Annotated in this window: 29 protein-coding genes; 7 read left to right on the top strand and 22 right to left on the bottom strand. The window is 58.5% G+C overall.

Annotated features, from left to right (window positions below; all coding sequences use genetic code 11):
- Nucleotides 1-44: 44 nt before the first annotated feature.
- Genes OSC37_RS15900 through OSC37_RS15890 form a run of 3 tightly spaced genes read right to left on the bottom strand, consistent with a single transcriptional unit; the run spans nucleotide 45 to nucleotide 2040 of the window.
- The gene (locus tag OSC37_RS15900; protein WP_267162413.1) at nucleotides 45-482 is read right to left on the bottom strand and encodes an arsenate-mycothiol transferase ArsC; all 438 of its coding nucleotides are present in this window, start codon (nucleotides 480-482) and stop codon (nucleotides 45-47) included.
- 8 nt (nucleotides 483-490) lie between these two features.
- Nucleotides 491-1651, bottom strand: coding sequence for an ACR3 family arsenite efflux transporter (arsB, locus tag OSC37_RS15895; protein ID WP_303657465.1), 1161 nt, complete (start codon nucleotides 1649-1651; stop codon nucleotides 491-493).
- On the bottom strand, nucleotides 1648-2040 hold the full coding sequence (locus OSC37_RS15890; protein WP_267162412.1) for an ArsR/SmtB family transcription factor: 393 nt from the start codon (nucleotides 2038-2040) through the stop codon (nucleotides 1648-1650). The genes arsB and OSC37_RS15890 overlap by 4 nt, the downstream gene beginning before the upstream one ends.
- A 629-nt stretch (nucleotides 2041-2669) precedes the next feature.
- Here OSC37_RS15890 and OSC37_RS15885 point away from each other — a divergent pair.
- Complete coding sequence (locus OSC37_RS15885) at nucleotides 2670-3455, top strand: hypothetical protein (protein WP_267162411.1); 786 nt, start codon at nucleotides 2670-2672, stop codon at nucleotides 3453-3455.
- A gap of 432 nt (nucleotides 3456-3887) precedes the next feature.
- Here OSC37_RS15885 and OSC37_RS15880 read toward each other — a convergent pair whose 3' ends face one another.
- Both OSC37_RS15880 and OSC37_RS15875 read right to left on the bottom strand, forming a co-directional pair.
- On the bottom strand, nucleotides 3888-4427 hold the full coding sequence (locus tag OSC37_RS15880) for a GNAT family N-acetyltransferase (RefSeq protein ID WP_267162410.1): 540 nt from the start codon (nucleotides 4425-4427) through the stop codon (nucleotides 3888-3890).
- Between the two features lie 36 nt (nucleotides 4428-4463).
- Entirely contained in the window at nucleotides 4464-4604 is a 141-nt protein-coding gene (locus tag OSC37_RS15875) for a hypothetical protein (RefSeq protein WP_267162409.1), read from the bottom strand.
- 360 nt (nucleotides 4605-4964) lie between these two features.
- On the opposite strand from OSC37_RS15875, the gene OSC37_RS15870 reads away from it, so the two are divergent.
- Together OSC37_RS15870 and OSC37_RS15865 are read left to right on the top strand one after the other, a co-directional pair.
- Nucleotides 4965-5876: a serine/threonine-protein kinase RIO2 gene (locus OSC37_RS15870; protein ID WP_267162408.1), complete on the top strand. Its 912-nt coding sequence runs from the start codon at nucleotides 4965-4967 to the stop codon at nucleotides 5874-5876.
- 359 nt (nucleotides 5877-6235) lie between these two features.
- On the top strand, nucleotides 6236-7063 hold the full coding sequence (locus tag OSC37_RS15865) for an IS5-like element ISHcl1 family transposase (RefSeq protein WP_267162407.1): 828 nt from the start codon (nucleotides 6236-6238) through the stop codon (nucleotides 7061-7063).
- 174 nt (nucleotides 7064-7237) lie between these two features.
- On the opposite strand, the gene OSC37_RS15860 is transcribed toward OSC37_RS15865, so the two are convergent.
- The 3 genes from OSC37_RS15860 to OSC37_RS15855 all read right to left on the bottom strand — a co-directional run bounded on the left by OSC37_RS15860 (nucleotide 7238) and on the right by OSC37_RS15855 (nucleotide 8939).
- Complete coding sequence (locus OSC37_RS15860; RefSeq protein ID WP_267162406.1) at nucleotides 7238-7606, bottom strand: hypothetical protein; 369 nt, start codon at nucleotides 7604-7606, stop codon at nucleotides 7238-7240.
- A 21-nt stretch (nucleotides 7607-7627) separates the two neighbouring features.
- On the bottom strand, nucleotides 7628-7717 hold the full coding sequence (locus tag OSC37_RS19215) for a DUF8104 domain-containing protein (RefSeq protein ID WP_497007720.1): 90 nt from the start codon (nucleotides 7715-7717) through the stop codon (nucleotides 7628-7630).
- A 490-nt stretch (nucleotides 7718-8207) separates the two neighbouring features.
- Nucleotides 8208-8939 (bottom strand): DUF932 domain-containing protein, encoded by a 732-nt coding sequence (locus tag OSC37_RS15855; protein WP_267162405.1) that lies wholly within the window; start codon nucleotides 8937-8939, stop codon nucleotides 8208-8210.
- 68 nt (nucleotides 8940-9007) lie between these two features.
- Here OSC37_RS15855 and OSC37_RS15850 point away from each other — a divergent pair, with 68 nt between their 5' ends.
- Nucleotides 9008-10684, top strand: a complete 1677-nt coding sequence (locus OSC37_RS15850; protein WP_267162404.1) for a hypothetical protein — start codon at nucleotides 9008-9010, stop codon at nucleotides 10682-10684.
- A 151-nt stretch (nucleotides 10685-10835) separates the two neighbouring features.
- Here the strand turns inward: OSC37_RS15850 and OSC37_RS15845 are convergent, their stop codons facing one another.
- Nucleotides 10836-12056, bottom strand: coding sequence for an MFS transporter (locus OSC37_RS15845; RefSeq protein ID WP_267162403.1), 1221 nt, complete (start codon nucleotides 12054-12056; stop codon nucleotides 10836-10838).
- Nucleotides 12057-12157: 101 nt separating this feature from the next.
- On the opposite strand from OSC37_RS15845, the gene OSC37_RS15840 reads away from it, so the two are divergent.
- Both OSC37_RS15840 and OSC37_RS15835 read left to right on the top strand, forming a co-directional pair.
- Nucleotides 12158-12547: a CopG family ribbon-helix-helix protein gene (locus tag OSC37_RS15840; protein WP_267162402.1), complete on the top strand. Its 390-nt coding sequence runs from the start codon at nucleotides 12158-12160 to the stop codon at nucleotides 12545-12547.
- Nucleotides 12548-12606: 59 nt separating this feature from the next.
- A complete protein-coding gene (locus OSC37_RS15835; protein WP_267162401.1) occupies nucleotides 12607-13161 on the top strand; it encodes a class I SAM-dependent methyltransferase in 555 nt (184 codons plus the stop codon).
- Nucleotides 13162-13164: 3 nt separating this feature from the next.
- Here OSC37_RS15835 and OSC37_RS15830 read toward each other — a convergent pair whose 3' ends face one another.
- The 12 genes from OSC37_RS15830 to purE form a co-directional block, all read right to left on the bottom strand.
- Nucleotides 13165-13755, bottom strand: a complete 591-nt coding sequence (locus OSC37_RS15830; RefSeq protein WP_267162400.1) for a nitrous oxide reductase accessory protein NosL — start codon at nucleotides 13753-13755, stop codon at nucleotides 13165-13167.
- 67 nt (nucleotides 13756-13822) lie between these two features.
- Nucleotides 13823-14641: an ABC transporter permease gene (locus tag OSC37_RS15825; protein WP_267162399.1), complete on the bottom strand. Its 819-nt coding sequence runs from the start codon at nucleotides 14639-14641 to the stop codon at nucleotides 13823-13825.
- Nucleotides 14638-15360, bottom strand: a complete 723-nt coding sequence (locus OSC37_RS15820) for an ABC transporter ATP-binding protein (protein WP_267162398.1) — start codon at nucleotides 15358-15360, stop codon at nucleotides 14638-14640. The genes OSC37_RS15825 and OSC37_RS15820 overlap by 4 nt, the downstream gene beginning before the upstream one ends.
- Complete coding sequence (locus OSC37_RS15815) at nucleotides 15347-17275, bottom strand: NosD domain-containing protein (RefSeq protein ID WP_267162397.1); 1929 nt, start codon at nucleotides 17273-17275, stop codon at nucleotides 15347-15349. Before OSC37_RS15815 ends, OSC37_RS15820 begins: the two co-directional genes overlap by 14 nt.
- A 181-nt stretch (nucleotides 17276-17456) precedes the next feature.
- The gene (locus OSC37_RS15805; RefSeq protein ID WP_368409478.1) at nucleotides 17457-19079 is read right to left on the bottom strand and encodes a SufS family cysteine desulfurase; all 1623 of its coding nucleotides are present in this window, start codon (nucleotides 19077-19079) and stop codon (nucleotides 17457-17459) included.
- A 393-nt stretch (nucleotides 19080-19472) separates the two neighbouring features.
- Nucleotides 19473-19934 carry a NuoI/complex I 23 kDa subunit family protein gene (locus OSC37_RS15800; protein ID WP_267162396.1) on the bottom strand — a complete coding sequence of 154 codons (462 nt, stop codon included), beginning with the start codon at nucleotides 19932-19934 and terminating at the stop codon, nucleotides 19473-19475.
- Nucleotides 19935-19968: 34 nt separating this feature from the next.
- Complete coding sequence (locus tag OSC37_RS15795; protein ID WP_267162395.1) at nucleotides 19969-21024, bottom strand: complex I subunit 1/NuoH family protein; 1056 nt, start codon at nucleotides 21022-21024, stop codon at nucleotides 19969-19971.
- Nucleotides 21024-22700, bottom strand: a complete 1677-nt coding sequence (locus tag OSC37_RS15790) for an NADH-quinone oxidoreductase subunit D (protein ID WP_267162394.1) — start codon at nucleotides 22698-22700, stop codon at nucleotides 21024-21026. Before OSC37_RS15790 ends, OSC37_RS15795 begins: the two co-directional genes overlap by 1 nt.
- Nucleotides 22697-23395: an NADH-quinone oxidoreductase subunit B gene (locus OSC37_RS15785; protein ID WP_267162393.1), complete on the bottom strand. Its 699-nt coding sequence runs from the start codon at nucleotides 23393-23395 to the stop codon at nucleotides 22697-22699. The genes OSC37_RS15790 and OSC37_RS15785 overlap by 4 nt, the downstream gene beginning before the upstream one ends.
- The gene (locus OSC37_RS15780; RefSeq protein WP_267162392.1) at nucleotides 23392-23802 is read right to left on the bottom strand and encodes an NADH-quinone oxidoreductase subunit A; all 411 of its coding nucleotides are present in this window, start codon (nucleotides 23800-23802) and stop codon (nucleotides 23392-23394) included. The genes OSC37_RS15785 and OSC37_RS15780 overlap by 4 nt, the downstream gene beginning before the upstream one ends.
- A gap of 124 nt (nucleotides 23803-23926) precedes the next feature.
- Nucleotides 23927-24187: a hypothetical protein gene (locus tag OSC37_RS15775; protein WP_267162391.1), complete on the bottom strand. Its 261-nt coding sequence runs from the start codon at nucleotides 24185-24187 to the stop codon at nucleotides 23927-23929.
- 138 nt (nucleotides 24188-24325) lie between these two features.
- Nucleotides 24326-24964: a 5-(carboxyamino)imidazole ribonucleotide mutase gene (purE, locus tag OSC37_RS15770; protein WP_267162390.1), complete on the bottom strand. Its 639-nt coding sequence runs from the start codon at nucleotides 24962-24964 to the stop codon at nucleotides 24326-24328.
- Between the two features lie 62 nt (nucleotides 24965-25026).
- Here purE and rtcA point away from each other — a divergent pair, with 62 nt between their 5' ends.
- The gene (gene rtcA, locus OSC37_RS15765; RefSeq protein ID WP_267162389.1) at nucleotides 25027-26028 is read left to right on the top strand and encodes an RNA 3'-terminal phosphate cyclase; all 1002 of its coding nucleotides are present in this window, start codon (nucleotides 25027-25029) and stop codon (nucleotides 26026-26028) included.
- Nucleotides 26029-26034: 6 nt separating this feature from the next.
- Here the strand turns inward: rtcA and OSC37_RS15760 are convergent, their stop codons facing one another.
- Nucleotides 26035-26238 (bottom strand): DUF8149 family protein, encoded by a 204-nt coding sequence (locus OSC37_RS15760; RefSeq protein ID WP_267162388.1) that lies wholly within the window; start codon nucleotides 26236-26238, stop codon nucleotides 26035-26037.
- Nucleotides 26239-26240 lie beyond the last annotated feature (2 nt).

Here is a 26240-nt window from a genome sequence, read left to right as displayed (position 1 = left end):
TCAGCGGCATGGCTACTTTACTGTTGTACGTTCTCCAGAACCGCTCAGGTCGTCGCCTCCTCGAACAGTGTAACAACGTGGTCCTCGACTTCGTCACGAATCTCGCGAACCCGTTCGAGGGACTCGCCGTCCGGGTCGTCGAGTGCCCAGTCACGCACCTCGACCTCGTCGCTGACATCGCCGATGTCGAGCGTCGAACAGCCCATCGTCGCAACGTAATCACAGGCGTTGAGCTCCGCTATCGTGATTTCTCGTGGTGTCTTGTCGGTAATGTCAGTGCCAACCTCCCCCATCACATCGACGACAACATCGTGGACACTCTCTGCGGGGCGAGTCCCGCCGGTGAGAATCTCGACGCTGTCGGTGAGGTCACGGCGTTCCCGTTCGCGCTCTGCGAAGGCCGTGGCCATCTGGGAGCGGCCGGCGTTTTGCACGCAGACCAGGGCGATACGAGTCGGCTCGTCGTTGCTGTGTTGCGTCATGTATTGGGTCAGTCGTCTTCGATTGTCGTCTCTTTGCCAGTGGCAAGCTGTCCTGTGGTGGCCCCGGTCCAGTCGAACCGACGCTGGAAGTACAGAGCCACGTTGACCAGCGCAAGCAAGACGGGTACCTCGATGAGCGGCCCGACGACTGTCGTGAACGCGACCCCGGAGCCGACGCCGAACACCGCGACTGCGACGGCAATTGCCAGCTCGAAGTTGTTTGAGGCCGCGGTGAACCCGATAGCGGTCGTCGTCGAGTAGTCCGCACCGATTCCTTTCCCCATCCCGAAGCTGACCAGAAACATCACGACGAAATAGATTGTCAGCGGGACCGCAATCAGGAGGACGTCACCGGGTGCCGCGACGATGTTGTCACCCTGGGTGGCGAACATCACGATGACGGTAAAGAGCAGGGCAACGAGCGTGAGCGGGTCGATTTTCGGGACGAACCGCTCTTCGTACCACTCCTCGCCTTTCGAGCGCGTCCCGACGTATCGCGTGAGGAACCCCCCGGCAAACGGGATGCCGAGGAAGATAACGATTGCCTCGAAGACCTGTGCCGGCGTCACGTCGAACGTCTCGATGCCGGCGACAAGTGAGTCCATCCCGAGCAGCGGCGGGAGGAAGAGGCCGAAAAACCAGACGTACGCTCCGTACGTAAGAATCTGGAAGAGACTATTGAACGCGACCAGCCCGGTCACGTACTCGGTCGACCCCTCGGCGAGTTCGTTCCAGACCAGAACCATCGCGATACAGCGAGCCATTCCGATGAAAATCAGCCCCAGGAAATACTCCGGCCGCGCCGGCAGCCCGGGGACCAGGCCGCTGAAGAAAAACACAGCAAGCCCGAACATGAGCGTGGGGCCGATGAGCCAGTTCTGGACGAGGCTCAGCCCGAGGATTCGCCAGTTGCTGAACACGGCCCGCAGCTGGGAGTAGTCGGCTTTCGCGAGCGGCGGGTACATCATCGCGATAAGGCCGATTTCGACCAGATGGAGGTCCTGAATCGGACCGGTCACGGAGGGTGCGACGTAGCCGAGACCAACGCCAACCGCCATCGCGCCGAAGATCCAGACGGTGAGGTACTTGTCGAGGAAGTCCATCGAGCGAGGGTCTCCACAGCTCTCACAGCCACAGTTCGGCCCGTGCTGGTGGGTGGTCTCACTCATTTTACACACCCATCGAGTACCGTTACGAGCGCAACCGCGCGATTGGTTGCCCCGTACTTCTTCCAGCGCCCCTCCTTCTCTCCTTCAACCAGTCCCGCCTCCGCGAGTGCTGAAAGCGCGTGACTGAGGCCACTCTCGGTCACATCAACGACAGCCTGTAGCTCACAGACACAGAGTTCCTCGCCCGCCGCCACGAGGACCCGGACTAGCCTGTACCGCGTCTCGTTTGCGAGCGCCGAGAGGACTTCTAGTTCGGTATCGAGTTGCGCGTCTCCCAAGGCCGCCTCGAGCGTCCCGAGTTCGTCGAGTCGGCTCTCGACGTCTTCGCTCCGACACTCACCCAGTTCGTCGTCGAGATACCGGCGAAGCCGGTCGGTCGCCTGTGCCATCAGAACATACTTGAGTTTTTCTTCAAGTAATGCTTTCGGTGTGAGAATGAGGAACAGCCAAACCTGTTCAGACAGGGAAAAGAGAGATCTTCAGGAAACACGACATCAAAAATATGAAGGATTCCTAAACTCAATCGAGTGGCCAGGTAGCGACGAACCATCCTCCCCGACAGGGGAGCCCGAGAGACGACGTTGAGTTACGAACGCCACGAAACGTTCACGAGATGGGTCTATATCTGCAACTGTGAAAATAACGTAGAGACACTTAGATCTCAAATATACCTCAACAACGAGCAGATTGATTACACATACCGTTCTAATTAATAGTATCAATGCCTTTCGTGGCTGAAGTTTCTGAGGAGCGCGTTATCCCAGAGGAAGTACCCGATGAGACCGATGTTACTTGTCCGGTGTGCGAAGGCACAATGCGTCCTCGCGGGCCGTTCTCTGATGGAACAGCTCGGCATTTCTATCATCTTACCGACCCCCAAGCCTGTAGCGGCGGGGAATCAGATACACATCGGAAGTTGAAGTCTCTCGCTGTCTCAGCACTACGAACGCGGTTCAAAGATCAGGCTGAGGAGATCGGCCCGGAGCTCCCCATTGTCGTTTCAGACACAGCGAGTTCGGTGACACAGCGCCGTGTTGACGCGCTCGTTCGATTCAAACAGCCGCACGACGTGTTTGGTGACGGGCTTGCCGTCGAAGTACAGTACCGAAATGAAGGAAAAGATATCGAGGCAACCACTCACGATTATCTCTCAAACAGTGTGAGTGTCTATTGGGCAGACCCTGGCGACTTTCAACAAGACCGCTTTTCAATAGAATACTTGGATGATGCGTTCGAGGATACGAACGACTCTGCTGTTGCTTTTAGCGCGGTTCACGACACACCACCTCCTGTGTTAGGTGACAAGGGGATGCTGAACACATCACAGAATACCGAGACCAAAGGTGGGCGTTGGTCACGAAGAGATCCCATTCCTGGTTGTCGGCATGAATTTGTCTTGGGGAATGGCACGTATTTTTGCGTGCGTTGTGGACTTGAGTTAGAGACAAAAGTGTACGCGGAGCAAAGGAATCGCTACATTGACCCGTCGATGGGGTGGTCAGGTGATACTGAGATCGTCGCTGACACGCTGTCTGTAGAAAACGACTATGACCCACCCGAAATCAAAGAAGAGGGGGAACCGCCACAAATGCATTACCACAATTGGCGTGGTAGTTCTGAATTCTGGAACTATACTAAGTATGGGTGTTGGTGCGGAGCAGAAATGGTAACCAAAGATGAGAAAATCTTCATTGACCACGGTTCAGCGAGAGAGGAAGATGACTGTGACCATAGTTGGGAGATTCAGGGTGCCACAAAGGAGTGTAGCGAGTGTGGAGAGACGCGGAAACCGTGGGACGAATAGTAGGGCCGCCCTCACCTACAACTTCAAATTTAAACGATCGGGCCTTGGGTTAGAACGCTCTTAAGTTCGCCCCCGCGTTAGTTGCGTTTCGACATAAGCAGTCCAGAATTCATCCTGCCATCAGATGCTCCCGAAGCCGAGGCGTATGTTGAGAAAGCATATGACCTCGGACGGTTCGATCTGATCTATGGTGAAGATGGATCAGAGGTTCCGTGGTTCGTTGGGTTCAATGGACTGCCTCAACGCCTGTAGACGACACCTTCAGAGACTTATCGGTTCAGGCAGCCAAGGGCGAGATAGAACGTGCAACCGCGTCGCCATACGAGAAATATCACGAGCCGGTCTTCTACAAAGCTGCGCAGAACCGAGCGTATCGTGAACGAGTGATCCGCGGAGCGTTTTGCCAGGCCAGTACTCGTGTAGGAGCGGTGATTAGTCGGTTCGGCGGCCGAGATCGTAGAACATGAGCGTAGTGTGCTGGTTTCCGCTACCGTTGGGGAATGCCTTGGCAAATCCGTACTTTTCGTAGAACCCGACAACGTCATCTTGAGAGTGGAGAATAACCAGCCTGAATGGGGTATCTGACTCCAGTGTGTCTGCGAGAACGTGTTTCACGAGGTACTCTCCGAGCCCTTCGTCTTTGAATTGCTTATCAACAGCGAGATGCCCGAGAAGCCTAGCGGGCATATCGAACGGTCCCTCATACAGCTCACTTGCACCGTCGGCTTCCTCTTCGTTGTAGTCATCGTCTCGTAACGAGTTCGGTGATACGCAGAAGAACGCAGCGAACTCACCGTCGAAATAAACGAGCCTCGTTTTTCCGAGTCGTGCTCGCTGATAGCACTCGACCTCGGCCGTGTTGATAAAGTCGTTAAACCAGTCCTTGCCACAGTCAAATTCGGGGAGAGATTCACCCAGTTCGTACGGGCGGATATCTACCCGCGGGTGAATTTTCTCGAAGTTGGATGTCACTATGAATGAGGAAGAAACAGACAAATAAAAAGGTGATTAAGCGTCTTCTTGGAGTGCCTCGCGGTGCTGGGCGAGGTCGTCTTCCATCTCCTCCGGAACCTCGAATTCGTCCATCTCGCTACGGAGATGGTCAAAATCGTCTTCTGTGAGGGACGGAACTGGTTGTGGGTAAGCCATCGTAGATCTAGCTCGGTCACGCAGGCATATAATAGTTAACACTCAGTATCAATCGTCGCGTATTCGGTCTGAGACCTGCTTTCTAAGCTTCATACCTCCATATCTGTCTGCACTATCTTAAACAACAGAGACATCTGAGCAAGCGCGTCCTCCACTATTGGTCACAATTCCTTGTTCTGGAAATTACGAAATAGCACCCTTCCAATTACTACCTCTCAGAAAAGTCTTGGCTTCTCGTGAACGTTTTGACTGACATTCGCAACTCCAGAGACGACGTTGCGTATAGCATTATAAGATATACGAGGTCAGTGCGACCGACGCGCTGGTCTTAAACGGGCCGGGTGGCTACGGTACGACGAGATGGTCCGCAACGTCGCTGGCGAGATGGCAGACCTCGAAACGGAGGATTTCTATCTACTCTCTGGGGTCGAACAGGGAATGCGGTTTTCGGAGTACGTCAACCGGGAGAAGCTGCCGGAGTTCTCTGGACTCACCGCAGAAGACGTAGAGTACCGACTCGACCGGTGTGAGCGTCGCGGCCTCGTCGAGCGCAAGACGATCCAGTACGAGGGATTCAGGCTCACCTTCGAGGGGTACGACGCGCTCGCGTTGCATACCTTCGCCGAGCGCGAGACCGTCGAGGGGATGGGGTCGTCGCTGGGCGTCGGCAAGGAGAGTGACGTCTACGAGGTGCAGTCCTACCAGCCCTTTGCGCTGAAGTTCCACCGGGAGGGGTACACCGAGTTCCGCGAAGTCAACAAAGAGCGAGAGTACACCGCCGACCGCGAACACGTCTCCTGGATGTACACCGCACGAAAGGCAGCCGAGAAGGAGTACGAGGCACTCGAGGCGCTGTACCCAGACGTGTCGGTGCCACGACCGGTCGACCACAACCGCCACGCTATCGTGATGGAACGACTCGATGGGGTTGAGCTCGAACGGGCAAAGCTCGAATCCCAGCAGGTCGTCCCAATCATGGAGCTGGTGCTCTCAGAGATGGAAACCGCCTACGAGGCCGGCTACGTGCACGCGGACATGAGTGAGTACAACCTCTTTGTCGACACCGACGGCATCACTATCTTCGACTGGCCCCAGGCCGTCCCGACAGCCCACGAAAACAGCGACGACCTGCTCGCCCGAGATGTCGAGAATCTGGTCGGCTACTTCCAGCGCAAGTATCCCGGCGAAGTCGACGCTGTCGACACGGCGGCGATTACCGAGGCTATCGTCGACGGCACCTTCGACAGCGTCAACGAGTACCTCGAGATTTAGTACCTGAGCCTGTTGTTTCTCCCGATAGCGCCGTGTTCAGTTGCATTGCTTCCAGAGTGAATAAATTATATAACGATATATCAAACACTTCGTGAGAATTTCCCGTTACCTGCCGGTTTGGATATCTACAAGCCACCATTTCCCTGATATACCACACCTTCGGCAAATGAATTTCTACAAATCACCAAAATTATTATAAATTGTCCTCGGACTGGATTGCGGGGTTAGAACGGCTCTGCCGTGAGATACGACTGCGCCTATTCAAAAAATACAGAGCTATCGGCTCTGGTGAATCACTGGACAGCGTCGGCTTGGACCGTCAGAACTAGTGGAATGAAGCGGGAAACCGCCGATGGTCTATGTCGAAGATCTCCCGCTTCACGAAGAAAGCGGTTCAGTTAGCTAAAAATGCTGTCGGTGGCCGAGGCGAAGTCGCCGCCCCCGAAGGGGGTGGCGGCTTCGCCGATTACGCTGTCGTATCGCTCCATTGTCTCCGGGTTTACTTGGAGAAGTCCTACCGAGAGGCGTTGGATCTGCTGAGCGAGATGCCACATATTCTCGGGGAGATCGGCCTTGAACCGGCCGATCTCCCGCATCATTCGACGTTAGTCAAGTGGTTTGATAGAATCAAGACAGCACTCTGGCGAGTGCTGCTGCGCCTCTCGGCGCAGCTGCACGACCCGAGCGGTCACGCCGCTATCGACGCGACATTCTTTGACCGCGAAAACGCGAGCAAGCACTACTGCCGTCGGACGAATTACCGCGTCCAGACGCTCAAAACAACTGCTCTCGTGGACACAGAAAGCCACGCGATTCTGGACGTTCACTGTACGACCGAGAAACGTCACGACACACAACTCGGCTGGCAGGTCGCCCTCCGCAACGCGGGCGACCTCGCCAGCCTCGCGGCGGACAAAGGCTATGACTGGATGGATTTACGCGAAAAACTCCGCGAAGAAGGCGTGAGACCGCTAATCAAACATCGGGAGTTTCGGCCCATCGACCACGCGCACAACGCGCGGATCGATGGGCCTCGATACCGACAGAGAGCGATGTGTGAGACCGTCTTCTCGACGATCAAGCGCACGCTCGGCGACGCCGTGCGTGCGCGAACTTGGTACGGTGAGTTTCGTGAACTCGTCCTGATGTGTGCGGTTCACAACATCAAGCAAGCGGTGAAACCATGAAATCAAGCTACGTCTGGCGATTCACCACGGCCGAGCTATCCGAAATCCAGATTAGCTACTCGATGGTGACTGAATGACTCATTTCGTCAGTATACCACGAAACATCATCAGAGTCCTCAGAAACAATATAGACTGCGTAGGCCGTGTGACCTTGCTTAAGTTCTCCCCGAGGTCTCATCCCACGTTTAACAGCTCTATCACTCTGTAGTCAATCGACGCTCGTCTATTCTCTACCTCTAGTCCACTTCTGAACCACACATCTTCTATACTAAGAGCCCCTTCAACTACCTCTAAGGTTACAATCCCCCAGTATTTATCCCCAGATCGGAACTCCTCCGCCTCTTGGGTGATAATATCCGATTCCTTCGTGGCTCTTACCGAACACAGCGAAACAATTGTATCTGTGATATTGTCACCGACTAGCGTGCAAGACGGAACGCCAATGCGCGAACTTGCAGAGAAAATGTCGTCGGTGTGCTCCCTCAGGTACAAATCTTTGAGTCGGTCGACGTACCAGTCCAGCTTTGACTCCAGTTCCGTCATGACTTCTTCGCGGATCTCCTCCTATCCCGCTAACTGCTGTTCAATCCGTTCGAGTTCCTCTTCCAAGCGCTGCTGCTCCATCTCTTGTGATTCTTCAAGGAACTGTTCAATATCAAAGGCCTCGTCAGTTCTAACTCGGCCAAAGTAGACGCCTTCCTCCTCTTTATCGTAGGCCTCCCACTCCCAGTCTGGAAGGAGAGCGGCCTCCCACTCGGCTAACGATTCCTCCTCGTCAAAATCTGTAATCGTTGAACCACCCTTTCTACGCTTGAAGCTCGTGGACTTCCATCAGCTCTCTCAGAGTTTGCTCTTCATCCGGCCAGTACGGTTCCGTATCTCCCTGTTCGATTAACTGCCGGCTTCGACTGTCAACAGCCCTACGACCTAGTGTTTCCGGCTCAGGGATTTCGTTAGCACCGTTTTCCAAGAGTTGAGCTGCTTGCCCAAAACCATCCGCCAGCTCATAATCAGGGACATCCTGGGTGAAGTGTGTCAATGTGCGTGTAGCCGCGTTATAGGTCTCCCAGAGGGTAGGATTCTCCAGATCACCCACTTCATCGTATAACGAATTCAGTAGGTCGGGAAAAGGATCTTCGAGATACTATCCAATACCTGACTCCATCAACACGAGCAGGGCCTCATCTTGATTCATTAGTTCCCTGTTCTGGGCCTGTGCCAGTCTCTGTTCGATCTCTGCCGGGCTCTCGACTATTGCGTCGACGGCGTTGTAAGCTAACCCTGGTTGGAACGGTTCGCCGTGTGTCTGATCGAAGCCGAGCTCCGAAATGAAGGCAGTCATCCCGTTACTGCATACCTGGCGTTCCGCACCGATGTCATACTTCAGGCCGTGGAAGCCACTGTGTCCGCTTTGAATCTGTAATCTGAGATCGATGGCGTCGTCTTGGTTTGCGTAGACCTCTTGATCGAAGTCGAGTTTGGCATTCATCTTATGAGCCGTAGGCGAAACCGATACCCTGCCTGAGGGATCGATTCCGTGGCGTTCGAGTGCATCACCTACGGTTTCCAAGATATCGCCGTACTGAATGACGTTGTAGAAATCTTGGCTACTGGAGACTACACCTGTAGCTCGTCCATCCCCAGTCCACAACGAGTCACGGTACGGGATCTGCTCCCACTCATCAATCTCTTCATTCTTGGCGTAGACGTCGTGCCGGTCCACTTCAGGAAGTCTTTCCGCGGTTTCATACAGTTCATCTAAATCGTCGAAAACATAATCTTCTCCTTGAATCAGATACCACCCTTCTACCAGACAGTTACTAGAGAACAGGTAGGTACTTGACCACACACCCGGCTTCAGATGAAACCACTCCAAGGCCACCTCCCGGAATTATAAAACAATGACACCACTAACACGAAACAACAACCAGGTGGCCTCATCCTTTGAAAAGACGACAACTCCTCCTCGGAACCACCGGACTCCTCACCGCACTCGCCGGCTGCAACAGCCTCACCGAAGACAACAACCCCACAACGGACAACAACACTAATACAGATACAGCTAACCCCGATATCTCTGTAAGTATTTCCACAGAGGCCGAACCCTCACAGCTACCTTCCATCTGGAACGATCAAAGTATCGAAGACTTTCAGGCAGAACTCTCGGTCGAAAAAAGCGGACAGCCTACAAGTGTCATAGTAAGTAATGATAAAATAGAGATAGGTCAGGACTCAGAACAATGGAATGGCAACTCTGTGACGGTACAGCCAGGCCAGATGAACAGCGGTGGACAAGAATTCACAGCAACAGCAACAAAAGGCGAAGCACAGACCCAAGATACTACACAGGCCTCTAAACCTACGCCCGGCAACTACAAAGTCGACGTAGTACCAGAGAGAAACGAAGAGCTCAGACAGACCATACAGAATAATTCAGATGAAGAAAACTACCTAGAGGCCCGCGGAGAATTCATAGAACAAGACCCAGTATTCGACACATACAGCAGCCACGAAGCCGTAGGATTCGATAAATTCGGTATCGACCTGGTCGCACAAGAATGGCGACACGACAACGACTACGAAAGCTTGGCCGAAGGAAGCCCAGTAGAATCATCAGAATTCGTAGAAAGCATAGGCACAGATACCGGTAATACAGAAATACAAGAAATCAAAAACGGCAAGGGCGCCACATGGTATCCTAATGGCAACTTTGAAGAGAGAGAAGTAGGTAGCTTTGACTACGAAAAATTTGCAAACGCAGAGACACTTGGAGAAGCGCTTGGACCTCTACACAGCTACTACTTTAACTGGCAATCAGAAATGACAGACTCAGGCCCTATAAGCAGCGAAGACTTTATCTATTCACCAACACTCGAACAGGCCATCGAACAAAAAAACCAAAAAGATTTAGAAGCACACGCCTGGGACTTTGACCTCGACGAACACGGAAACGGCCTGATCTACGGGAAAAATGCGGATAGTGGCGACGAACTCAGGATCATGGAAACAGTAGCCAACCCGATAACAGCCACAGCACAAAACGTACACGAACAACTACATCCATTAGTTGAGGACTCAAACTATCTCAAACCAGACCACGACGAATTCAACACCTACTGGCACCCGCTCAGATTCGGATGGGAAGGCCATAGCGATAGTGCAAGATGGAATTTTGAGGAGGAAAAAAGAAAAGCAACAGGAGTCATAAGAATGATGGCTTCATCCTATCACCCAGAAAGTGCAGCAGGAGTTGGAGCCAGCAACCAGAACAGGCTAGGAATAACCACAGAATACCTACAAGACTTCACAGAAAAACTCAGAACTTACAACGAAAACGACGCCAATTTCGACGAACTACACAACCAAGCAAAAATCCTAGATAAACTCTACCGCAAACAAGATGAAAATAATGTCATCTATGGAGACACAGAAAATCCACAATACGCAGTAGTAGACGATGAGTCTGTAATTGAGGAGATCTGGCAGGATGAACAAGGCCAATACGATGACTTCAACCAGTTCCTCCGCGATAATCCTTCATACTCCATGAGCGCAGAAGAGGTAGAAGCAACACTGGAAGGCGAAGAAGATCTGGGCCAGCAAACACTGGCCAGCACGTAATTCTATCTGATCGGAAGGTTATGCCGCGTAGCGACAGCACTCACGGTATTATCTCTTACAGATCACAAATTCCGAGGATATGACTGTTGGAAGATAGCCACGCAACAACCCCATCCTCCGAAACTGTGAATTTCTGAGAGGGGGACAGTACTCACGACCCTGCCGTTTCGGTGACTGGAGGCTCCCAGAGGAGGACGAGTGCCGAGCCGACGACGAGTATCACACCGCCGACTGCCACCGCAAACAGCGGCGAGACCATATCGGAGATGACACCGCTTCCGAGCTGAAACGGAATGACAGCGAGACCGCTGACCATTGCCATCGCACTCAACACCGTGGCTCTGCCGAGCGTGTCAATCCGGTCGTTGATATACTGGCCAGCGAACGACCGCGTGACATCCGAGAGCCCACGCACGAGCAGGAAGGTCGGAATGGCGAGTGCAGGGACGACGTACATCCCGGCCAGTGCTGTCCCCAAAAGCAGGGGTAAGACGAGAAACCACGTCCGAATGCCAACCCGGTCTCGTATCGCCCCGGTGTAGTAGCTGATCACCGCCCCGAGGAGGCTGTAAGCAGCATAGAACCAGCCGAGAAGCGACTCAACCCGGTCCGGTGAGACCCCAGCATCAACAACGACCGTCTCGAAGATTGGCTGGAGGAAGACGAATACCAGGTAGGTCACCGCAGCGTAAAGGACGTAATAGTAGAGGATGAACGCACGAATGTTCCGCTGTGAGAGGGCATCGCCCACGATGCCGACTGTCCGGCGAAGGCTAAGGTCGGCAGCGTCGCTCTCCTCGTAGGTATCTGGTTCCTCCAGCGTGATCAAGACAACCGCGCCCAACGCGGTGACAGCCCCCGCTACAAACCACGGATACGACAGGTCGATACTGCCGAGATACCCACCCGCGACAGCCGCACCCGCGCCGACCGCAAGTGATGCCGATTCGCCGCGCCCGCGAACACGGGCGAACTCGTCCTCCGAGAGGTCGTCGGTGAGCGTATCGTACAGCCAGGCATCTTCACTCCCCGAACGGAAGTTGTACCCTAGCGACCAGCAGATATAGAGCCCGACGAACGCTGGAAAGGAGGTCGCGAGGCCGATACCACACAGCGTGAGCGATATCAACACCGTTCCGACGAGAAGGCTGTTCCGTCGGCCGACCCGGTCGCCGACGTAGCCGGTCGGAACCTCGCCAAGCAGTGTCGTCAGATTGTAGACGGCTTCCAGGATAGCAATCTGGGTGAACGTGAGCCCCTGGCCGAGAAAAAAGAGATACATTATCGGCCGGTAGAACTCGACTGCTTTGGTCGCCTTGTAGAGGTAGTAACCGAGAACCGGCCCTATCCCACGATATCGACTCACGACCATCGTATTGCTGTCGATGAGAGAGAGGGAAACAGCTTGTCTTATTTCGCTATCGAGAGATCGTAATAACGGGCGTCTAAGTTGCTTGCCCGCTAAGTTGGGGTATGCGAACAAGTCTCAGCGTTCCCCAGGATGTACTAGAAGCCTTCGACGAGACGTGGGAGGCCGAGGGGATAGACTCGCGGTCACGAGCAGTTCGGGAAGCCATGCAGGAGTACATCGAACGGCATACCCGTCTCGAAGAGATTGAGGGCGATGCGGTCGCAGCAGTGGCCTTCGATTACGAACACACACTGGTCATCGAAGAGTTACACACCGTCCAGCACGACTTCGAGGATGTCATCGGGACCACACAGCACATGCACCGCGGCGAGTGGTGTCTCGAGACAATCTTCTGTTCTGGCCCTTCCGGGCGGATACGCGAGCTCGTCTACCAGCTCCGTGATTTCGACGCCGTCGGTCGCGTGAACGTGATGTTTCTCCGGCCTGTCTGAGCTGTTCGTCGAAACCCGAGAGTCGCTATCGTTTTACCCCGTCCGTCCAATCCGGTTCTATGGGATTTCATACGTTCGACGCCGAGAAGGCAGGCAACCTGGAGGACGAGGAGCGCTACCGCTGGTGTTCGCGCGAGGAACTCCTGACAATGATCGCACCGCACAAGAGGGCAACAGTCGCTGACCTCGGCAGTGGAACGGGATTCTATACGGATGTCGTCGCGCCCCACACCGAGACGGTCTATGCGGTCGACGTACAGGCCGAAATGCACGAGTACTACGAAGAGAAGGGCCGTCCCGAGAACGTCCGGCCGCTGAATGCGTCGGTCGCCGACCTCCCGCTCGACGATAACGCCCTCGACGCGGCGTTCTCGACGATGACCTACCACGAGTTCTCCGGGAGTGACAGCATGACAGAGCTTGCCCGTGTCATCCGACCCGGCGGCCGCCTGGTGACAGTCGACTGGAGCGCGAACGGCTCCGGGAGTGCTGGACCGCCCCTCGAAGAGCGCCACAACCTCGGACACGCCGTCTCCGCACTGACCGCGGCTGGGTTTACCGTCGACCACGCGGTGAGTCGAACCGAGACGTTCGTCTGCCGGGCGCGCCTGTGACCGTCAGAGATTTCGGACTGTTTCGAGCGTCACATCACCGTGGTCGACGAGCGTGCCGCCGTACTCGTCGCGAAACGCCTCTGCGTCGTCTGTTTCGCTGAATCCGACGAGCGAGCCACCCATTGCGCCCTCGACCTCACTGTCGACGACGTAGGTCAGTGACTCCGCCGACTCGAAGGTCTCTGATTCGAGATGGGCACTCAGAACAGGCGTCCCGCCGTCGTCGCGAACCTCGTACTCGACCGCGGAGTAATCTGTCGTATAGGTTCCAGCCGGCTCTGCGCCGCGTTCCTTGTTTTCCAGCACGTACACGTAGGTACACCACGAGCTACAGAAACGAGCGAAGCCGTCCTCACGGCCGTCTGGGAGTGATGCCGGCGAACCGTCGAGGTAGTACGCCTGGCCGGCAGGCCCAGGCTGGGCCGCAATCTCCATGTTACACTGATCGCAGGGCTGTCCATCCTCGATTGGCTGTGGGTCAGGGACCGTCTCACTGTCTCCGAGACAGCCAGCTGCCGCCACAACACCGCCAGCGGCCAGCGTCGACAGCAGCCGCCGGCGAGAGATATCTGTCGGTTCCTGGTGGTACACCATATGTCACTATATCTTCTGTCGATAGTTAGCGTATCTGGTCCGTCTCTCGAATGACGTCACCGAACAGTCAGCTCGCTCGCTTGACGGCAACTACCGACACGGCGAGCGTCACACCGAACCAGGCCAGGAGGCCAGCAGCACTTGCTCCGGCGGACGCATAGCCGGTCTCGGTGTCGAAGGCCGCATACAGCACCGTCTCGAAGACGAGTCCACGATAGGCGCTGGCCGGCGACATCGCCAGCAGCGTCGTCAGCTGCTGGTCGGCAATCCAGCCGGTACCAAAGCCACGGAGCAAGACCAGGTCGATGCCAGCGACGACGACTGTCAGCGCCACAACCGCGAGGACGATCGCGGTCCGGCGCGACCAGGCGACCGCCGACACCGCCATGGCCAGGGCAAGTGTCACCAGTCCGTACACCAGCGTGAGCGCCCCGAAACGGACAAACAGCGTGGGCGAGTCGACTCCCTGATGTGTTGCGAGCGTCGCCGGATCCGGTGGAGACTGCGTGCTGAGAAAGACCCCGATGACGGCCAGTGGTCCAAGGAGCGCGACACCCAGCGCCAGGGCACGGCCGGCGTAGACACCCAGAACGTACGCCCACGGGGGAACCGGGTAGGTCTTCAACACGTCGAGTTCGCCACGCCGGGCGTCGTCGGTAATGGTCCGATACCCGAGCGCAACAGCGACAGCCGGAACCAGCAGCTCGTAGGGTAACAGAAGGTCGACGGCGGCAGGTGCGTACCCCACCTCTGCACCGCCGCCCGCAAACAAGACCCCCATGGAGACGAGGAGGACACCCGCGACCAGACCGTAATATGCCCGCGACCGGGCGAGCGTGACTAGTTCGCGAACCAGAAGCGTCTGTACTGCCGTTCGATTGCTCATGCGGTCTCACCTGCCACGTCAACGGCCGTTCCTGTCTCGAAGACTGTCTCGAACACCGCCTGCAGCGACTCGCAGTCGTACTCCGCGAAGAGCTGGGTCGGTTCCGCGGCCTCGACAACCGCGCCGCGCTCGATGAGGATAATCTGGTCGGCAAACTCCGCGGCGAGTGTCATGTCGTGTGTGCTGAGCAGCACTGCAGCCCCATCAATCGCCAGCTCCTCGACGACCTCGAAGGTCTGCTGGCGCATTCCCGGGTCCAGGCCACTCCCGGGTTCGTCGAGAATAATCACCGGCGGGTCACCGACAGTCGCCTGGGCGATACCCAGGAGCCGTCGCATCCCGCCCGAGAGCGCCTCGACGTTTCGAGTTTCGGCCTGTTCGAGTCCGACTCGGTCGAGCAGTGACTCCGGGTCACCGCCGACGAGAGACGTGTAGAAGGCAAGCGTCTCGGCTGCGGTAAAGCCCGAGCGAAAGGAGGGTTGCTGTGGCATGTACCCAATCTCGCGCTCGGCCTCGGGCCCGTGATAGTCGACACGGCCCGCTGTGGGCGAGAGAATGCCCGCGAGGACACGCAGCAGTGTCGTCTTTCCGGAGCCGTTCGGTCCGATGAGTGCGGTGACGGTCCCGGCCTCGACCGACAGCGAGATATCCTCGAGTACGTCCACGTCGCCAAAGGAGTGTGCAACATCACTTGCCGAAAGAATCTCACTCACTTTCATCACCACCCGACAGGTCGTCCTCGTTGTCGGCTACCGCTGCGACTACCTCCGGCGCGTGGGGCTCGAAACGGGGTGCGAGGTCGACGACATCACCCCGACGAAGGCCAGGAGAGGTCGCCCGAATCTCGGCGAGCGCCCTGGCGGCCGGAGATTCCGCGAGCGTGACCGTTCCGTCGACGCGGTGAAGCTGTTTCTCGGTCGGGTCTGTCGGCGAGTACGACCGGTCCAGCGAGTCGCCGGAGCGGTCGCCGTAGGCACCCTCCCAGTAGTTTCCGACCCCGCCGTCGGTCCAGATACGGAGTGGACCGATGCCAGCCGTCGCGTGTTCTTCGTTTGCGACGAAGTCGTTCTCTCGGACCACGTTCGACGGGAGTGTCGACCCCGCGCGCATCCCGATCCCGTTTCCGTAGATAACGTTGTGCTCGTACAGCGACTGGGCCGACCCAGCCATGATACCACGCTCGTTGTAGGCGACGACGTTGTCGGCGACGTAGGTCCGGGAGCCACCTGGAATGATGCCGTCAGACGTGTACCGTATATCGTTGCCGACGACCGCGTTACGGGCGGGGCTTGTCATGATTGTAATGCCGGCGGCGGTCTGTTCTCTGGCGACGCTATCTGCGACCAGCGTATCTGAGGTGTACATAAAGTGGACGCCGAAGCGGTTCTCGCGGAACGTGCTGTTGCGAACGACCGTCTCGTGAGCGCGGTGGAGGTAGACGCCGTCACGGCCGCCGTCGAACACCGAGTTCTGGACGACCAGCGGCGAGCGAATCGAGATTACACCCATGAAGCCGTCGAAGGGCTCGGCCGTCCCGTTGACACGGAGGCCGTCCACGACGCCTCCCTCAGCGTCTCTGAACAACACACCGCTTGTGGGTGTGTCGATTGTGACGTTGTGAACGGAGACCTGCGAGGCGTTCGAGACCCGAATCCCGGCGTCGCTGTGGCCGTAAGCCACATCGACAACATCGTCCCACTCGCCGCTTCCCGATGCGTCTTCGGCCTGTGTCTGGTCGCCGATACCGGTAATCGAGAGGCCGTCGATTGCGACATCGTCACTGGTGACATGGATAACTGTCCCCGTGTTGTTGCCGCGTATTGTGGCTGTTCCCCGGAGTGTGAGCGGCTTGTCGATGGTGAGGTGTTCGCTGTACGTTCCCTCGGGGACGCGGACGGTCGAGTTCGGGGGGGCTGTGTCGATTGCTGCCTGGACTGTCGCGGTGTCCTGCCCGACGACCGTGCGCACCGGTCTGTCGAGGTGGCTCTCGACCGCCGCCGTTCGCTCGTCGGCAGACGCGCGCAGTTTGGGGACGTTCTCACGGACTGCAGTCGCGTCGGCCATCTCGACATCGGCGGATTTCACCGTCGACCACGAGTGGACCTCGCCGCCGTGGCGCTGGGCGAAGGCCTCGGCGGCCGAGGCCGTCGAGAACGGAACGACCATCTCGCTGACGGTCGTCCGCGCGCTGCTGTTGTAGACGAACCAGGCCTCGTCGGCGCTGACCCAGCCTGGCTCACGTTCGACATCGAGATAGCCGTCGTCAGTCACGCTCGCGTCTGTCCCGGCGTAATCGGAGACATAAACCGCGAGCGGTTGGCCGAACTGCTGGTCGTGTTGGGGTTGTTGGAGGGTGTCGATTGCGCGTGCCAGCCCCTCGTAGCCGACGACGTAGTTGTACTGGGAGTAAAACACTTCGACGCGCGGGACCGAGAGACCGCGCTCTTCGAGGGCGAGGCGGTCCTCGTTTGGCATGCTGAATGTCGTCGCCTGCTCGAAGGGAACAGGGTCCGGCTTTGCGTCACCGGCGTCGGCGATGAACGCTCCGGCAGCGACTGCGACCCCGACCACAGCCAAGCCGAGAAGCAGACGGCGTGGCAGGTCACTCTCATACAGCCAGCGTGTTCCGGTCACTGGTCAACTCTAGCCCCGGCGCAAATTTAGGCATACTGGTACGGAAGTCGAAACATCGGCTGACAGTCGGATAGAGACGACGCCAGCCTTCTTGTTGTGGTCAGGAGCCGCGAGCCGGCACCCTCGTCTTCTCTGTCGCTCTCGTCTGGCACACCCGATTCTATACCTGTTCCCGTCAGAATCAGTGAGTCGTCCGCGGACGGTCGACGTACTCGCGTGCGGCTTCTCGTATCACGTCTTCGGGTCCGAGAACACAGTCTCGGCGTAGCGGCGGGAACTGTCCGTCGAGGAGCGACTCGATGGCGTCCAACTCGGCGACCTCCTCCAGATGCATCCCCTTCAGATGCTCGGAGAGGATACTCGCGACTGCTTGACTCACCGCACAGCTCTGGCTCTCGAAGGCCAGTTGCTCGATTGTCCCGCCCGGACCGATGTCGACATAGAACTCGCCGTCGTCGCCACAAACTGTCTCCTCGGAGGATTTCCGCACCGTCGGGTCGGAGAGCACGCCCGCATTACTGGGATTCTCGTGGTGGTCGTAAATCGCGTCGTGGTACCGCTCCGAGCGGAGATACGCGTCTCGTTTTTCCTCGGCGTCGTCTATCGCGTCGAGGAGCGCGTCGATGTCGTCAGTGGTGTTGTAGACATAGAACGAGGCGCGGACCGAGCCCGGGATATCGAGGGTCTCGTGGAGCGGCTGTGTGCAGTGGTCGCCGGCACGGACCGCGATTCCTCGGTCGTTCAGCAGCGAAGACATGTCGTGGCCGTGGACGCCGTCGACGTTGAACGAGACGAGACCCGCCCGCTGTTCCCCAGAGGGTGGCCCGTATATCGTCGCGTCATCGCGGTCCTCCAGCCGTTCGAGGAGGTACTGGGCGAGGCGGTCCTCGTGCTCGCGGACGCGGTCCATGCCGATGTCGTCGAGGTAGTCCGCTGCCGCAGCGAGCGCGATTCCCTCGGCAATCGGGGGCGTGCCAGCCTCGAACTTCCAGGGCGGGTCGTTCCAGACCGACCGGTCGAGCGTGACGTGTGTGATCATCTCGCCGCCGTAGAGAAACGGATCCATCTCGTCGAGAAGATGGCGTTTGCCGTAGAGACAGCCGATACCGGTCGGGCCGGCCATCTTGTGTCCGGAGAACGCGAAAAAGTCTGCGTCCATCTCCTCGACGTCGACCGGTCGGGTCGGGACCGATTGAGCCCCGTCGACGACGACGTAGGCGTCATGTTCGTGTGCTAGCTCGGCCAGCTCTGTGACCGGGTTGACGGTCCCGAGCACGTTCGAGACGTGGGTCACCGACAGGACGGCAGTCTCTGGCCCGATGAGTTCCGTGGCGTGTTCCATATCGAGGTGTCCGTCCTCGTTCACTCGGATGAACTGTATCGTCGCGCCCGTCAACTCAGCAATCTGTTGCCAGGTCACCAGCGAGGCGTGGTGTTCCATCTCGGTCGTGACGATAGTGTCGTCCGGGCCGAGATTCTGGAGACCCAGTCCGTACGCGACGAGATTGATGCTCTCGGTCGTGTTCTTCGTGAACACCAACTCCTCACGGCCACCGCTTGCTCCGACGAACTCCGCCAGCCGGTCGTGGGCCTCCTCGTAGGCAACTGAGGCCTCGTGGCTCAGCGTGTGGATGCCACGGTGGATGTTCGAGTTGTACTCTCGATAGTATGTTTCGAACACCTCATAGACCGACTCCGGCGTCTGTGTCGTCGCTGCGTTGTCGAGATATACCAACGGCGTTCCATCTATCTCCCGGTCGAGTATCGGAAAATCGTCTCTGATCGCTTGAATATCTCTAACCATCGTACCCACGTGTTGCCTCGAACGTCTAGCACCCGCAATGTAAAACTATGGGGTTCTATCGAGGTGATGGTCAGATACGGCGCTGCGTTTGCATCATTCACGACACCGAAAGCCCTCGTGCAGTTGTGGTCCCGCGACCCGCTGCGCTCCAGCAGGTGCTTGCGACCCTATTTTCGTCTGATAGTGATTGTTGCGAGTCGTTACCGCCGTCGGGAAACGAGGCGCGGGTCTCACGCCGTGAAACACCGAGATTCGTGACGTGGTCACGAAAATAACCACAACAATCACTATGAGTGCGCAAGCGCACCGCTCGTCGAAAAGCATGGATCAAAAAGACTCGGCGCTCACTCAGTTCGCGCCGAGAGAAACGGCTCCCTCCGGTCGCCGTACTGCCTACTGGTAGTCGACTTCGCCGTCGCCATCGCCAACCCACGCGCTCCGGTCCGGTTCGCGTGATTCCAGCGGATCGATGTCTTTGTACCACGGGACGTTTTTCAGCTCCTCTTTACTGTAGGCCAGTTCGTCTTTGGTATCGCCGACGAACTCGAAGTTCTGGGTGAGGAGAATTGCATCGACTGGACAGACCTCCTCACAGAGCCGACAGTAGATGCACTGACCGATGTGGAGGTTGTACTGTTCGCCGTTTCGCTTGTCGTCCATCACAATCTGGATGGTGTCGTTCGGACAGACGTTTTCACACTGTCGACACCAGATGCACCGTTCCTGGCTGAACTTGTGGACGCCACGGAACCGGGGCGAGACCTCTGGTTCCTCCTCTGGATACGAGACGGTGAACGTCTCGCCGTCCAGTGCGTGTTTCATCGTCGTTGCCATACTCTTGAGGACGCCTAACATGTTGAATCACCTGCGTTGTGTAGCCGCGAGCGAGTCATACCGCGAGCACCCCCACGATTGCCGCCGTCACGATGAGGTTGGCGAACGATGCCAACAACAGCCCTTTCCAGCCGATGCCGATGAGTTGGTCAACGCGGATACGTGGGAGCGACGACCGACACCACTGGGTGAACAGGAAAACCGCCCAGATCTTGATCAGGAACCAGACGATACCTGGAAGCACCGGCCCGGCCGGGCCGCCGAGGAACACCGTCGCCACGATTGCCCCGCCAAGGAAGATGTGGATGAACTCGCCGAGATACAGCAAGACGAAATACACCGAGGAGTACTCCGTCTGGTAGCCGGCGACGATCTCCGTCGGTGCCTCGGGGATATCGAACGGATTCCGGCCGACCTCGGCCAGGTTCGCAATCAGGAAGAGCCCGAGTGCGAACGGGTTGAGAATCCCGAACCACGCCGGGACATCAACCGGACCGAGGCTGACGAGCGTCTGGCTCTGTGCGGCGACGATTTCGCTCATCTGGAGCGAGCCAGCGAAGATGACCACCGAGATACCAGTCAGGATGAGCGGAATCTCGTAGGCCAGGTTCTGTGCGACCGCACGGAGTCCACCGAGGAACGAGAACTTGTTGTTCGAGGCGTACCCCGCCATCACGAGACCGACCGAAGCAATCGACGCAGTGGCGAAGACGAACGCCAGCCCGACTTCGGGGTCGGCGAGCTGGACGTTGATGCCCAGAATCGAGCCCATGGGGATAACAGCGAACCCGAGCAGCGCCGAGGACGCGATCACCATCGGTGCCAGGTCCCAGGCCGGGCGGTCGACACCCTCCGGGACGACTAGTTCCTTCGAGATGAGCCTGACTGCGTCTGCAACCATGATGAGCGAGCCGAAGGGACCGATGTGGTTCGGCCCGATTTTCTCCCAGAAGCTCGCCATAATCTTGCGTTTCAGCCAGGGCCCTGCAATGGCAGTGTTGATGAGGATGAACGACCCGACGAGGGCCGCGCCGACGAGGCCGCCGAAGAAGGTCCCGGCGACACCGCCGATGCCGAGTGCATCACTTATCGTCTCCGGAAGCAGCGTCATTATCGGTCCACCTCCCCGAGCACGATATCGAGACTGCCAAGCGCCGCAACCATGTCAGGGATGTACTCACCCTCTGCCAGAACCTCCATCGACTGGAGGTTACAGAACGCGGGACTCCGTATCTTGAACCGGCCGGGTTTGTCCGTCCCGTCCGAGCGGATGTAGATGCCGAGTTCGCCTTTGGCACCCTCGACGGCCCGGTAGACTTCCGTATCTGGGTCCGGTTTGAGCGTCCGGGGGACGTTCGACTGAATATCGCGCTCGTCTTCGGGCCAGTCTTCGAGCAGGTCGACACACTGCTCGATGATGCGAGCGGACTGGCGAATCTCCTCCAGGCGGACGGAGGCGCGAGCGAAGTTATCACAGCCGTCTCTGGTGACGACGTCGAACTCCAGTTCGTCGTAGTAGCCGTAGGGGTCGTCACGGCGCAGGTCGTAGTCGATGCCCGAGGCTCGCGCCACCGGACCGGTACAGCCGTAGTCTTTGGCTTTCTCGGGGGGCAACACACCCGTATCGAGCACACGCATCTGGAACAGCTCGTTGCCCGTCAGGAGGTTGTGGTACTCTTCGAGCCGTTCGGGAATGTACTCACAGAAGTTCCGGACGTTCTGGAAGTACTCCTCGCGGGGTTCGGGCAGGTCCCAGGCGAGCCCACCGAGCCGGAGGTAGTTGAACATCAGCCGCTGGCCGGTGAGGTCTTCGAGGAGATGCTGGACCTTCTCACGGTCCGTGATGGCGTACATGAAGATGGCGGTGAAGTCGCCGTAGATATCCAGCGCGAAGGTCCCGACAGCCAGCAGGTGAGCGGCGATGCGACACATCTCGGCGGACATGGTGCGGATGACCTGTGCGTACTCCGGCACCTCGATGTCCGCCAGCGTCTCCGCCGTCCGGGCGTAGGCCCACTCGTTGAGGATGCCAGCCGAGATGTAGTCCCACCGGTCCGGGTACGGCATAATCTGGTGGCGATACGTCGACTGCTCGCACATCTGCTCCTCACAGCGGTGGAGGTAGCCGATGTCTGGGTCGACATCGACGACCTGCTCGCCGTCGAGGACGGTCTTGAGGTGCAAGACCCCGTGTGTCGCCGGGTGGTGGGGCCCGATGTTGACGAACATGCTGTCCTGCTCGTCGGGGGCATCGGTCTTGTGCTCCATCGGGTCGGCCTGCTCGCGCAGGGGCACAATCTGGGGCTGGTCCTGGTTGTAGTCACTGGACAGCGGATGGCCCTGCCAGGTCTCCGGAAGCAGGATGCGCCGGAGGTCGGGGTGTTCGTCGTACTCGATGCCGACGAGGTCGTAGGCCTCTCGTTCGTGCCAGTTTGCCGTCTCGAAAACCGGCGCACCGCTCTGACTTATCGGGTCCTGGCGGGTCGTCGGCACGACCACCGACAGCTCGTGGGTCGGGTCGTCGTACTTCTTGAGGTGGTAGATGGACTCGTAGCGGTCCTGGTAGTCCTGGGCCGTGACCAGCGAGAGGTGGTCGAAGCCAGCCTCCTCGCGGAGCGTCTCCAGCACCGCCGCCACCTCGTCGGGTCGGACGACGAACCCTTGGGCGTTGAGGTGTTCCTCGCGGTCGAGGAGATAGTCGTCGAGCAGGTCGGCGAGTTCGTCGTAATCGAGGTCGCCCTCGGGGGTGACGCCAACATCGCGTGTCTGTGGCTGCTCCAGGCTCATGGCGAATCCACCCAGTTGTACCGCATCACGAGGTCGTCCTCGTCGATTTCGTTCGCGAGCTGTTGAACCAGTTCGTCGCTGTCGAGGTCGCCGAACTCCTCAAGTTCGTACGGTTTGACCGTCACGGGGGCGCTCTCGCCCTCACGAATCTGTTCCTGGAGCTTGAGAACGCCGTAGACCAGCGCCTCTGGCCGTGGCGGACAGCCCGGTACGTGAATGTCGACGGGAATGATCTCTTCGGCACCCTTGATGACGTTGTACCCCTCCTGGAAGGGACCGCCCGACACCGTACACGACCCCATCGAGACGACGAACTTGGGCTCGGGCATCTGGTCGTAGACGCGTTTGAGCCGTGGCCCAAACTTCGAGACGATGGTTCCCGGGACGATGATGACATCCGCCTGCCGGGGCGAGGCGCGGGGAACGCCTGCGCCGAACCGGTCGAGGTCGTGTTTCGTCGCGTAGGTGTGCATCATCTCGATGCTGCAGCAGGCAATCCCGAAAAGCAGCATGAACATCGAGTTGCCCCGCACCCAGTTCATGAACTGGTCGAACTTGGTGAGGATGAACGGGCTGGCCCCGAATGCTTCCCGGAGCTTGGAGTTGAACCGGTCGTCGGTCCCCGATCCCATTCGGGCTTCCTGTGTGCTCTGTGCCTGTTCCAGCGTGTCGTGTAGTTCCTGTTCCTTGCTCATGATTCGCTCACCCGCCCGCTGTCGACCTGCGCGTTGCGGACCCATTTGACCGCGCCGTTGCGCCAGGCCCACCCGAGTCCGAGCAGGAGGATACCGATGAAGACTGCCATCGGGAGAATGGCCTCGACGAGACCGAGTTCGATGACCGCATCCTCGTAGATGACCGTCCACGGGATGATGAACACCGTCTCGACATCGAAGACCACGAACAGCAACGCGACCATGTAGTATTGGATATTGAACTTGATGGTGCGGCTGCTGCCGACGGGTATCTCCCCGCTCTCGTAGGTGGCACGCTTTCCTTGTTCGGGGACACTCGGCCGGAGAAGCCACGATACGACCATCATCGACACCGGGATGAGTATCGCGACGAGTGCCAGCGCCCCGATAGCGATCCAGTCACTCATTTCTTGTCGTTTCGTGGCTTTGAATCCTGTCTATATAAGGGTTGATTGTTCGAAGCACAGCCGGTAGACGGCTGTCCGAACTGCCCTGTAGCCACAGCCGATTTGCCATGCTTTCGCGGCCCGACTAGAGCCGCGTCATCACTGCAGCTCGTTCGATTGCCGCCGCGAGCCAGTCGTACTGGTCGGCGTCGGGGCCGACGCGAACAGCATCGAGAGCAACATCGTGCCTTTCGATACCGCCGACCGCCTCGCTCTCCCCGAGAGCCACGAGCGGAACCCTGTGGGCCGACTCTGTGAGAGTCGCCGCAATGTATTCGGCTGTGGCGTCGGGGAGGTCGTATTCGGCGATGGTCTTGATCGGGGGGACGGCGACTGCTCTCTTCACCGGCGGGGACAAGAGAATCTCCGGTGAGAACCACCCGTTCCTCGCGGGCTTCGAACACCTAGTCATCGTCGACCGACAGCGAGAGAACCGCCGTGAAGTCCGCAAACTTCGATTCGTTCATCGGTGGAGGGCAGACCCCTACGAGTCCCGACGCTGTTTGAACTCCTCAGTTCCCATCGAATGCAGGTCCTGTGAGGTCGTCGCGACCGAGTCCTGTAGCCCGTTGTGATACTCTTGGAGGCGGTCGCGTAACTGCTCGTGTTCTCTCGCGAGCATCTGGACGGCCGACAGCGCCGCGTTGAACGACTTCCCGGCGTCGACGGCGACGAGTGGCGCACCCTGGGGCATCCCGATGACCGAGGGGACGGACTTCTCCTGGACTGGGACACCAATGACCGGCAGCGGGTAGGCAATCGAGGCAGTCATGTTCGGCAGGTCTGCGCTTTTGCCCCCTGCTCCGGCGATGATAACATCAAGCCCGCGGTCGGCCGCCGTCTCGGCGTAGGTATACATCAGCTCCGGCGTCCGGTGGGCGGAGACGACGTAGGTTTCGAAGGTGAACCGTGCGTCGGGCGAGCTGTCAGCGGTCTGTTCGGCGAATCCAAGCTCTGTCAGCGCGTCGTATGCGCCGGGGCGGCCGGTCTCCGAGCCCATCATCACGTCGAGGTCCGAGTCCGACCCCATGATAATTCCAACTTCTGGCGTCTCAACCGCTGGGCGGTCGGCCGCGGCCTCCTCCCGAAGCCGGTCTTGGACAGCTGTGAGGGTGTCGCTCATATGTCCTGTTGAACAGGGGGGTCTACCTAAGCGTTGATGTTTGCTGGCTGCAAACGAGAGATATGCTCAAAATCGACGGGAGCGCGGGTGGGGGACAACTCCTCCGGACCGCGCTGTCGCTGTCTGCGGTCACAGAGCAGCCGGTGACGGTCACGAACATCCGGGGAGCACGCCCCGAGCCCGGCCTCAAACCACAGCATCTGACTGCTGTCGAGGTGCTTGGGGCGGCCTGTGACGCGACGGTCGACGGTGTGACGGCTGGCTCGGAGGAGGTCGTCTTCCGTCCAGGTGAGCCCAGTAGCGGTGACCTCCAGTTCGATATCGGAACTGCCGGCTCTATCTCACTGGTCTTCGACACCGTCTTGCCGGTCGCGGTCGCGCTCGACGGGCAGCTGTCGGTCACAGTTTCGGGCGGGACTGCGGTGAAGTGGGCTCCGCCGCTGTCGACCTATCGCCAGGTCAAACTCCCGGTGTGTCGGCAGTTCGGCTTAGCTGGTGCGGTCGAGCGGCATCGGAGCGGCTTCTATCCCGCCGGCGGCGGCAAGGCAACGCTCCATCTCTGGCCGTCGACACTGTCGTCACTTTCACTCGAAGAGCGTGGCCGACTCCAGGGCGCTCGCGTGTACTCGCGAGCGTCGGACGACCTCAACGACGTTGCCAAACGCCAGGCGACGGCCGCTCGCAGGGCGCTCGAGGATGCCGGCATCGACCTCATCGAACAGCGAGTGACTGCGACGAACGCGGCCTCGACAGGGTCCTCGGTCACGATTGGCCTCTACTTCGAGCGGACGCGTGCCGGCTTCGACGCGCTCGGAGAGCCAGGGAAACGGGCCCGTAGAGTCGCAAAAGACGCGGTCGAGCCGGCGCTGGCGTTTACAGAAGGACGCGGCTCGGTCGACAGACATCTCGCCGACCAGCTGTTGGTCTTTCTCGCGCTCGCAGGCGGGACGGTTTCCGTCCCAACGTACACCGACCACATCGAGACAAGCCTTGCGCTGCTCGGTCGCTTCGGGTTCGACATCGCAGTCGACGAAACCGGGCGGGCGGTGAAGCTGACTGCGTGAGGCCAGCTACAGGAGGTCGAGGTCCTCGGCGACGAGGTCGGCCAGCTGGTCGGCGATAGCCGGGTCGACCTGCGCGATTTCCTCGCCGTCGTGTCTCTGTTCGTTGTGTCGGTCGAGAGTCTCCCCTACCTCCGAGAGCGGGAGACGCGTCTCGGTCCCGCAGTCCTCACAGCGGATTGGCACTGTCGGTTCGCCGTCTGGTTCGGCCATAC

It is taken from the genome of Halovenus salina (assembly GCF_026410925.1).
GTDB lineage: Archaea > Halobacteriota > Halobacteria > Halobacteriales > Haloarculaceae > Halovenus > Halovenus salina.
The sequence above is the reverse complement of the archived record's forward strand: the minus strand, read 5'-3'. Positions and strand labels throughout refer to the sequence as shown.

Bases quoted from the DNA above. Each gene is read 5' to 3' on its own strand.
- OSC37_RS15900 (WP_267162413.1), bottom strand. From the start codon at position 482: ATGACGCAACACAGCAACGACGAGCCGACTCGTATCGCCCTGGTCTGC.
- arsB (WP_303657465.1), bottom strand. From the start codon at position 1,651: ATGAGTGAGACCACCCACCAGCACGGGCCGAACTGTGGCTGTGAGAGC.
- OSC37_RS15890 (WP_267162412.1), bottom strand. From the start codon at position 2,040: ATGGCACAGGCGACCGACCGGCTTCGCCGGTATCTCGACGACGAACTG.
- OSC37_RS15875 (WP_267162409.1), bottom strand. From the start codon at position 4,604: ATGGCTTACCCACAACCAGTTCCGTCCCTCACAGAAGACGATTTTGAC.
- OSC37_RS15870 (WP_267162408.1), top strand. From the start codon at position 4,965: ATGGTCCGCAACGTCGCTGGCGAGATGGCAGACCTCGAAACGGAGGAT.
- OSC37_RS15865 (WP_267162407.1), top strand. From the start codon at position 6,236: ATGTCGAAGATCTCCCGCTTCACGAAGAAAGCGGTTCAGTTAGCTAAA.
- OSC37_RS15860 (WP_267162406.1), bottom strand. From the start codon at position 7,606: ATGACGGAACTGGAGTCAAAGCTGGACTGGTACGTCGACCGACTCAAA.
- OSC37_RS15845 (WP_267162403.1), bottom strand. From the start codon at position 12,056: ATGGTCGTGAGTCGATATCGTGGGATAGGGCCGGTTCTCGGTTACTAC.
- OSC37_RS15840 (WP_267162402.1), top strand. From the start codon at position 12,158: ATGCGAACAAGTCTCAGCGTTCCCCAGGATGTACTAGAAGCCTTCGAC.
- OSC37_RS15835 (WP_267162401.1), top strand. From the start codon at position 12,607: ATGGGATTTCATACGTTCGACGCCGAGAAGGCAGGCAACCTGGAGGAC.
- OSC37_RS15830 (WP_267162400.1), bottom strand. From the start codon at position 13,755: ATGGTGTACCACCAGGAACCGACAGATATCTCTCGCCGGCGGCTGCTG.
- OSC37_RS15825 (WP_267162399.1), bottom strand. From the start codon at position 14,641: ATGAGCAATCGAACGGCAGTACAGACGCTTCTGGTTCGCGAACTAGTC.
- OSC37_RS15820 (WP_267162398.1), bottom strand. From the start codon at position 15,360: ATGAAAGTGAGTGAGATTCTTTCGGCAAGTGATGTTGCACACTCCTTT.
- OSC37_RS15805 (WP_368409478.1), bottom strand. From the start codon at position 19,079: ATGGTTAGAGATATTCAAGCGATCAGAGACGATTTTCCGATACTCGAC.
- OSC37_RS15800 (WP_267162396.1), bottom strand. From the start codon at position 19,934: ATGTTAGGCGTCCTCAAGAGTATGGCAACGACGATGAAACACGCACTG.
- OSC37_RS15795 (WP_267162395.1), bottom strand. From the start codon at position 21,024: ATGACGCTGCTTCCGGAGACGATAAGTGATGCACTCGGCATCGGCGGT.
- OSC37_RS15790 (WP_267162394.1), bottom strand. From the start codon at position 22,700: ATGAGCCTGGAGCAGCCACAGACACGCGATGTTGGCGTCACCCCCGAG.
- OSC37_RS15785 (WP_267162393.1), bottom strand. From the start codon at position 23,395: ATGAGCAAGGAACAGGAACTACACGACACGCTGGAACAGGCACAGAGC.
- OSC37_RS15780 (WP_267162392.1), bottom strand. From the start codon at position 23,802: ATGAGTGACTGGATCGCTATCGGGGCGCTGGCACTCGTCGCGATACTC.
- purE (WP_267162390.1), bottom strand. From the start codon at position 24,964: ATGAGCGACACCCTCACAGCTGTCCAAGACCGGCTTCGGGAGGAGGCC.
- rtcA (WP_267162389.1), top strand. From the start codon at position 25,027: ATGCTCAAAATCGACGGGAGCGCGGGTGGGGGACAACTCCTCCGGACC.
- OSC37_RS15760 (WP_267162388.1), bottom strand. From the start codon at position 26,238: ATGGCCGAACCAGACGGCGAACCGACAGTGCCAATCCGCTGTGAGGAC.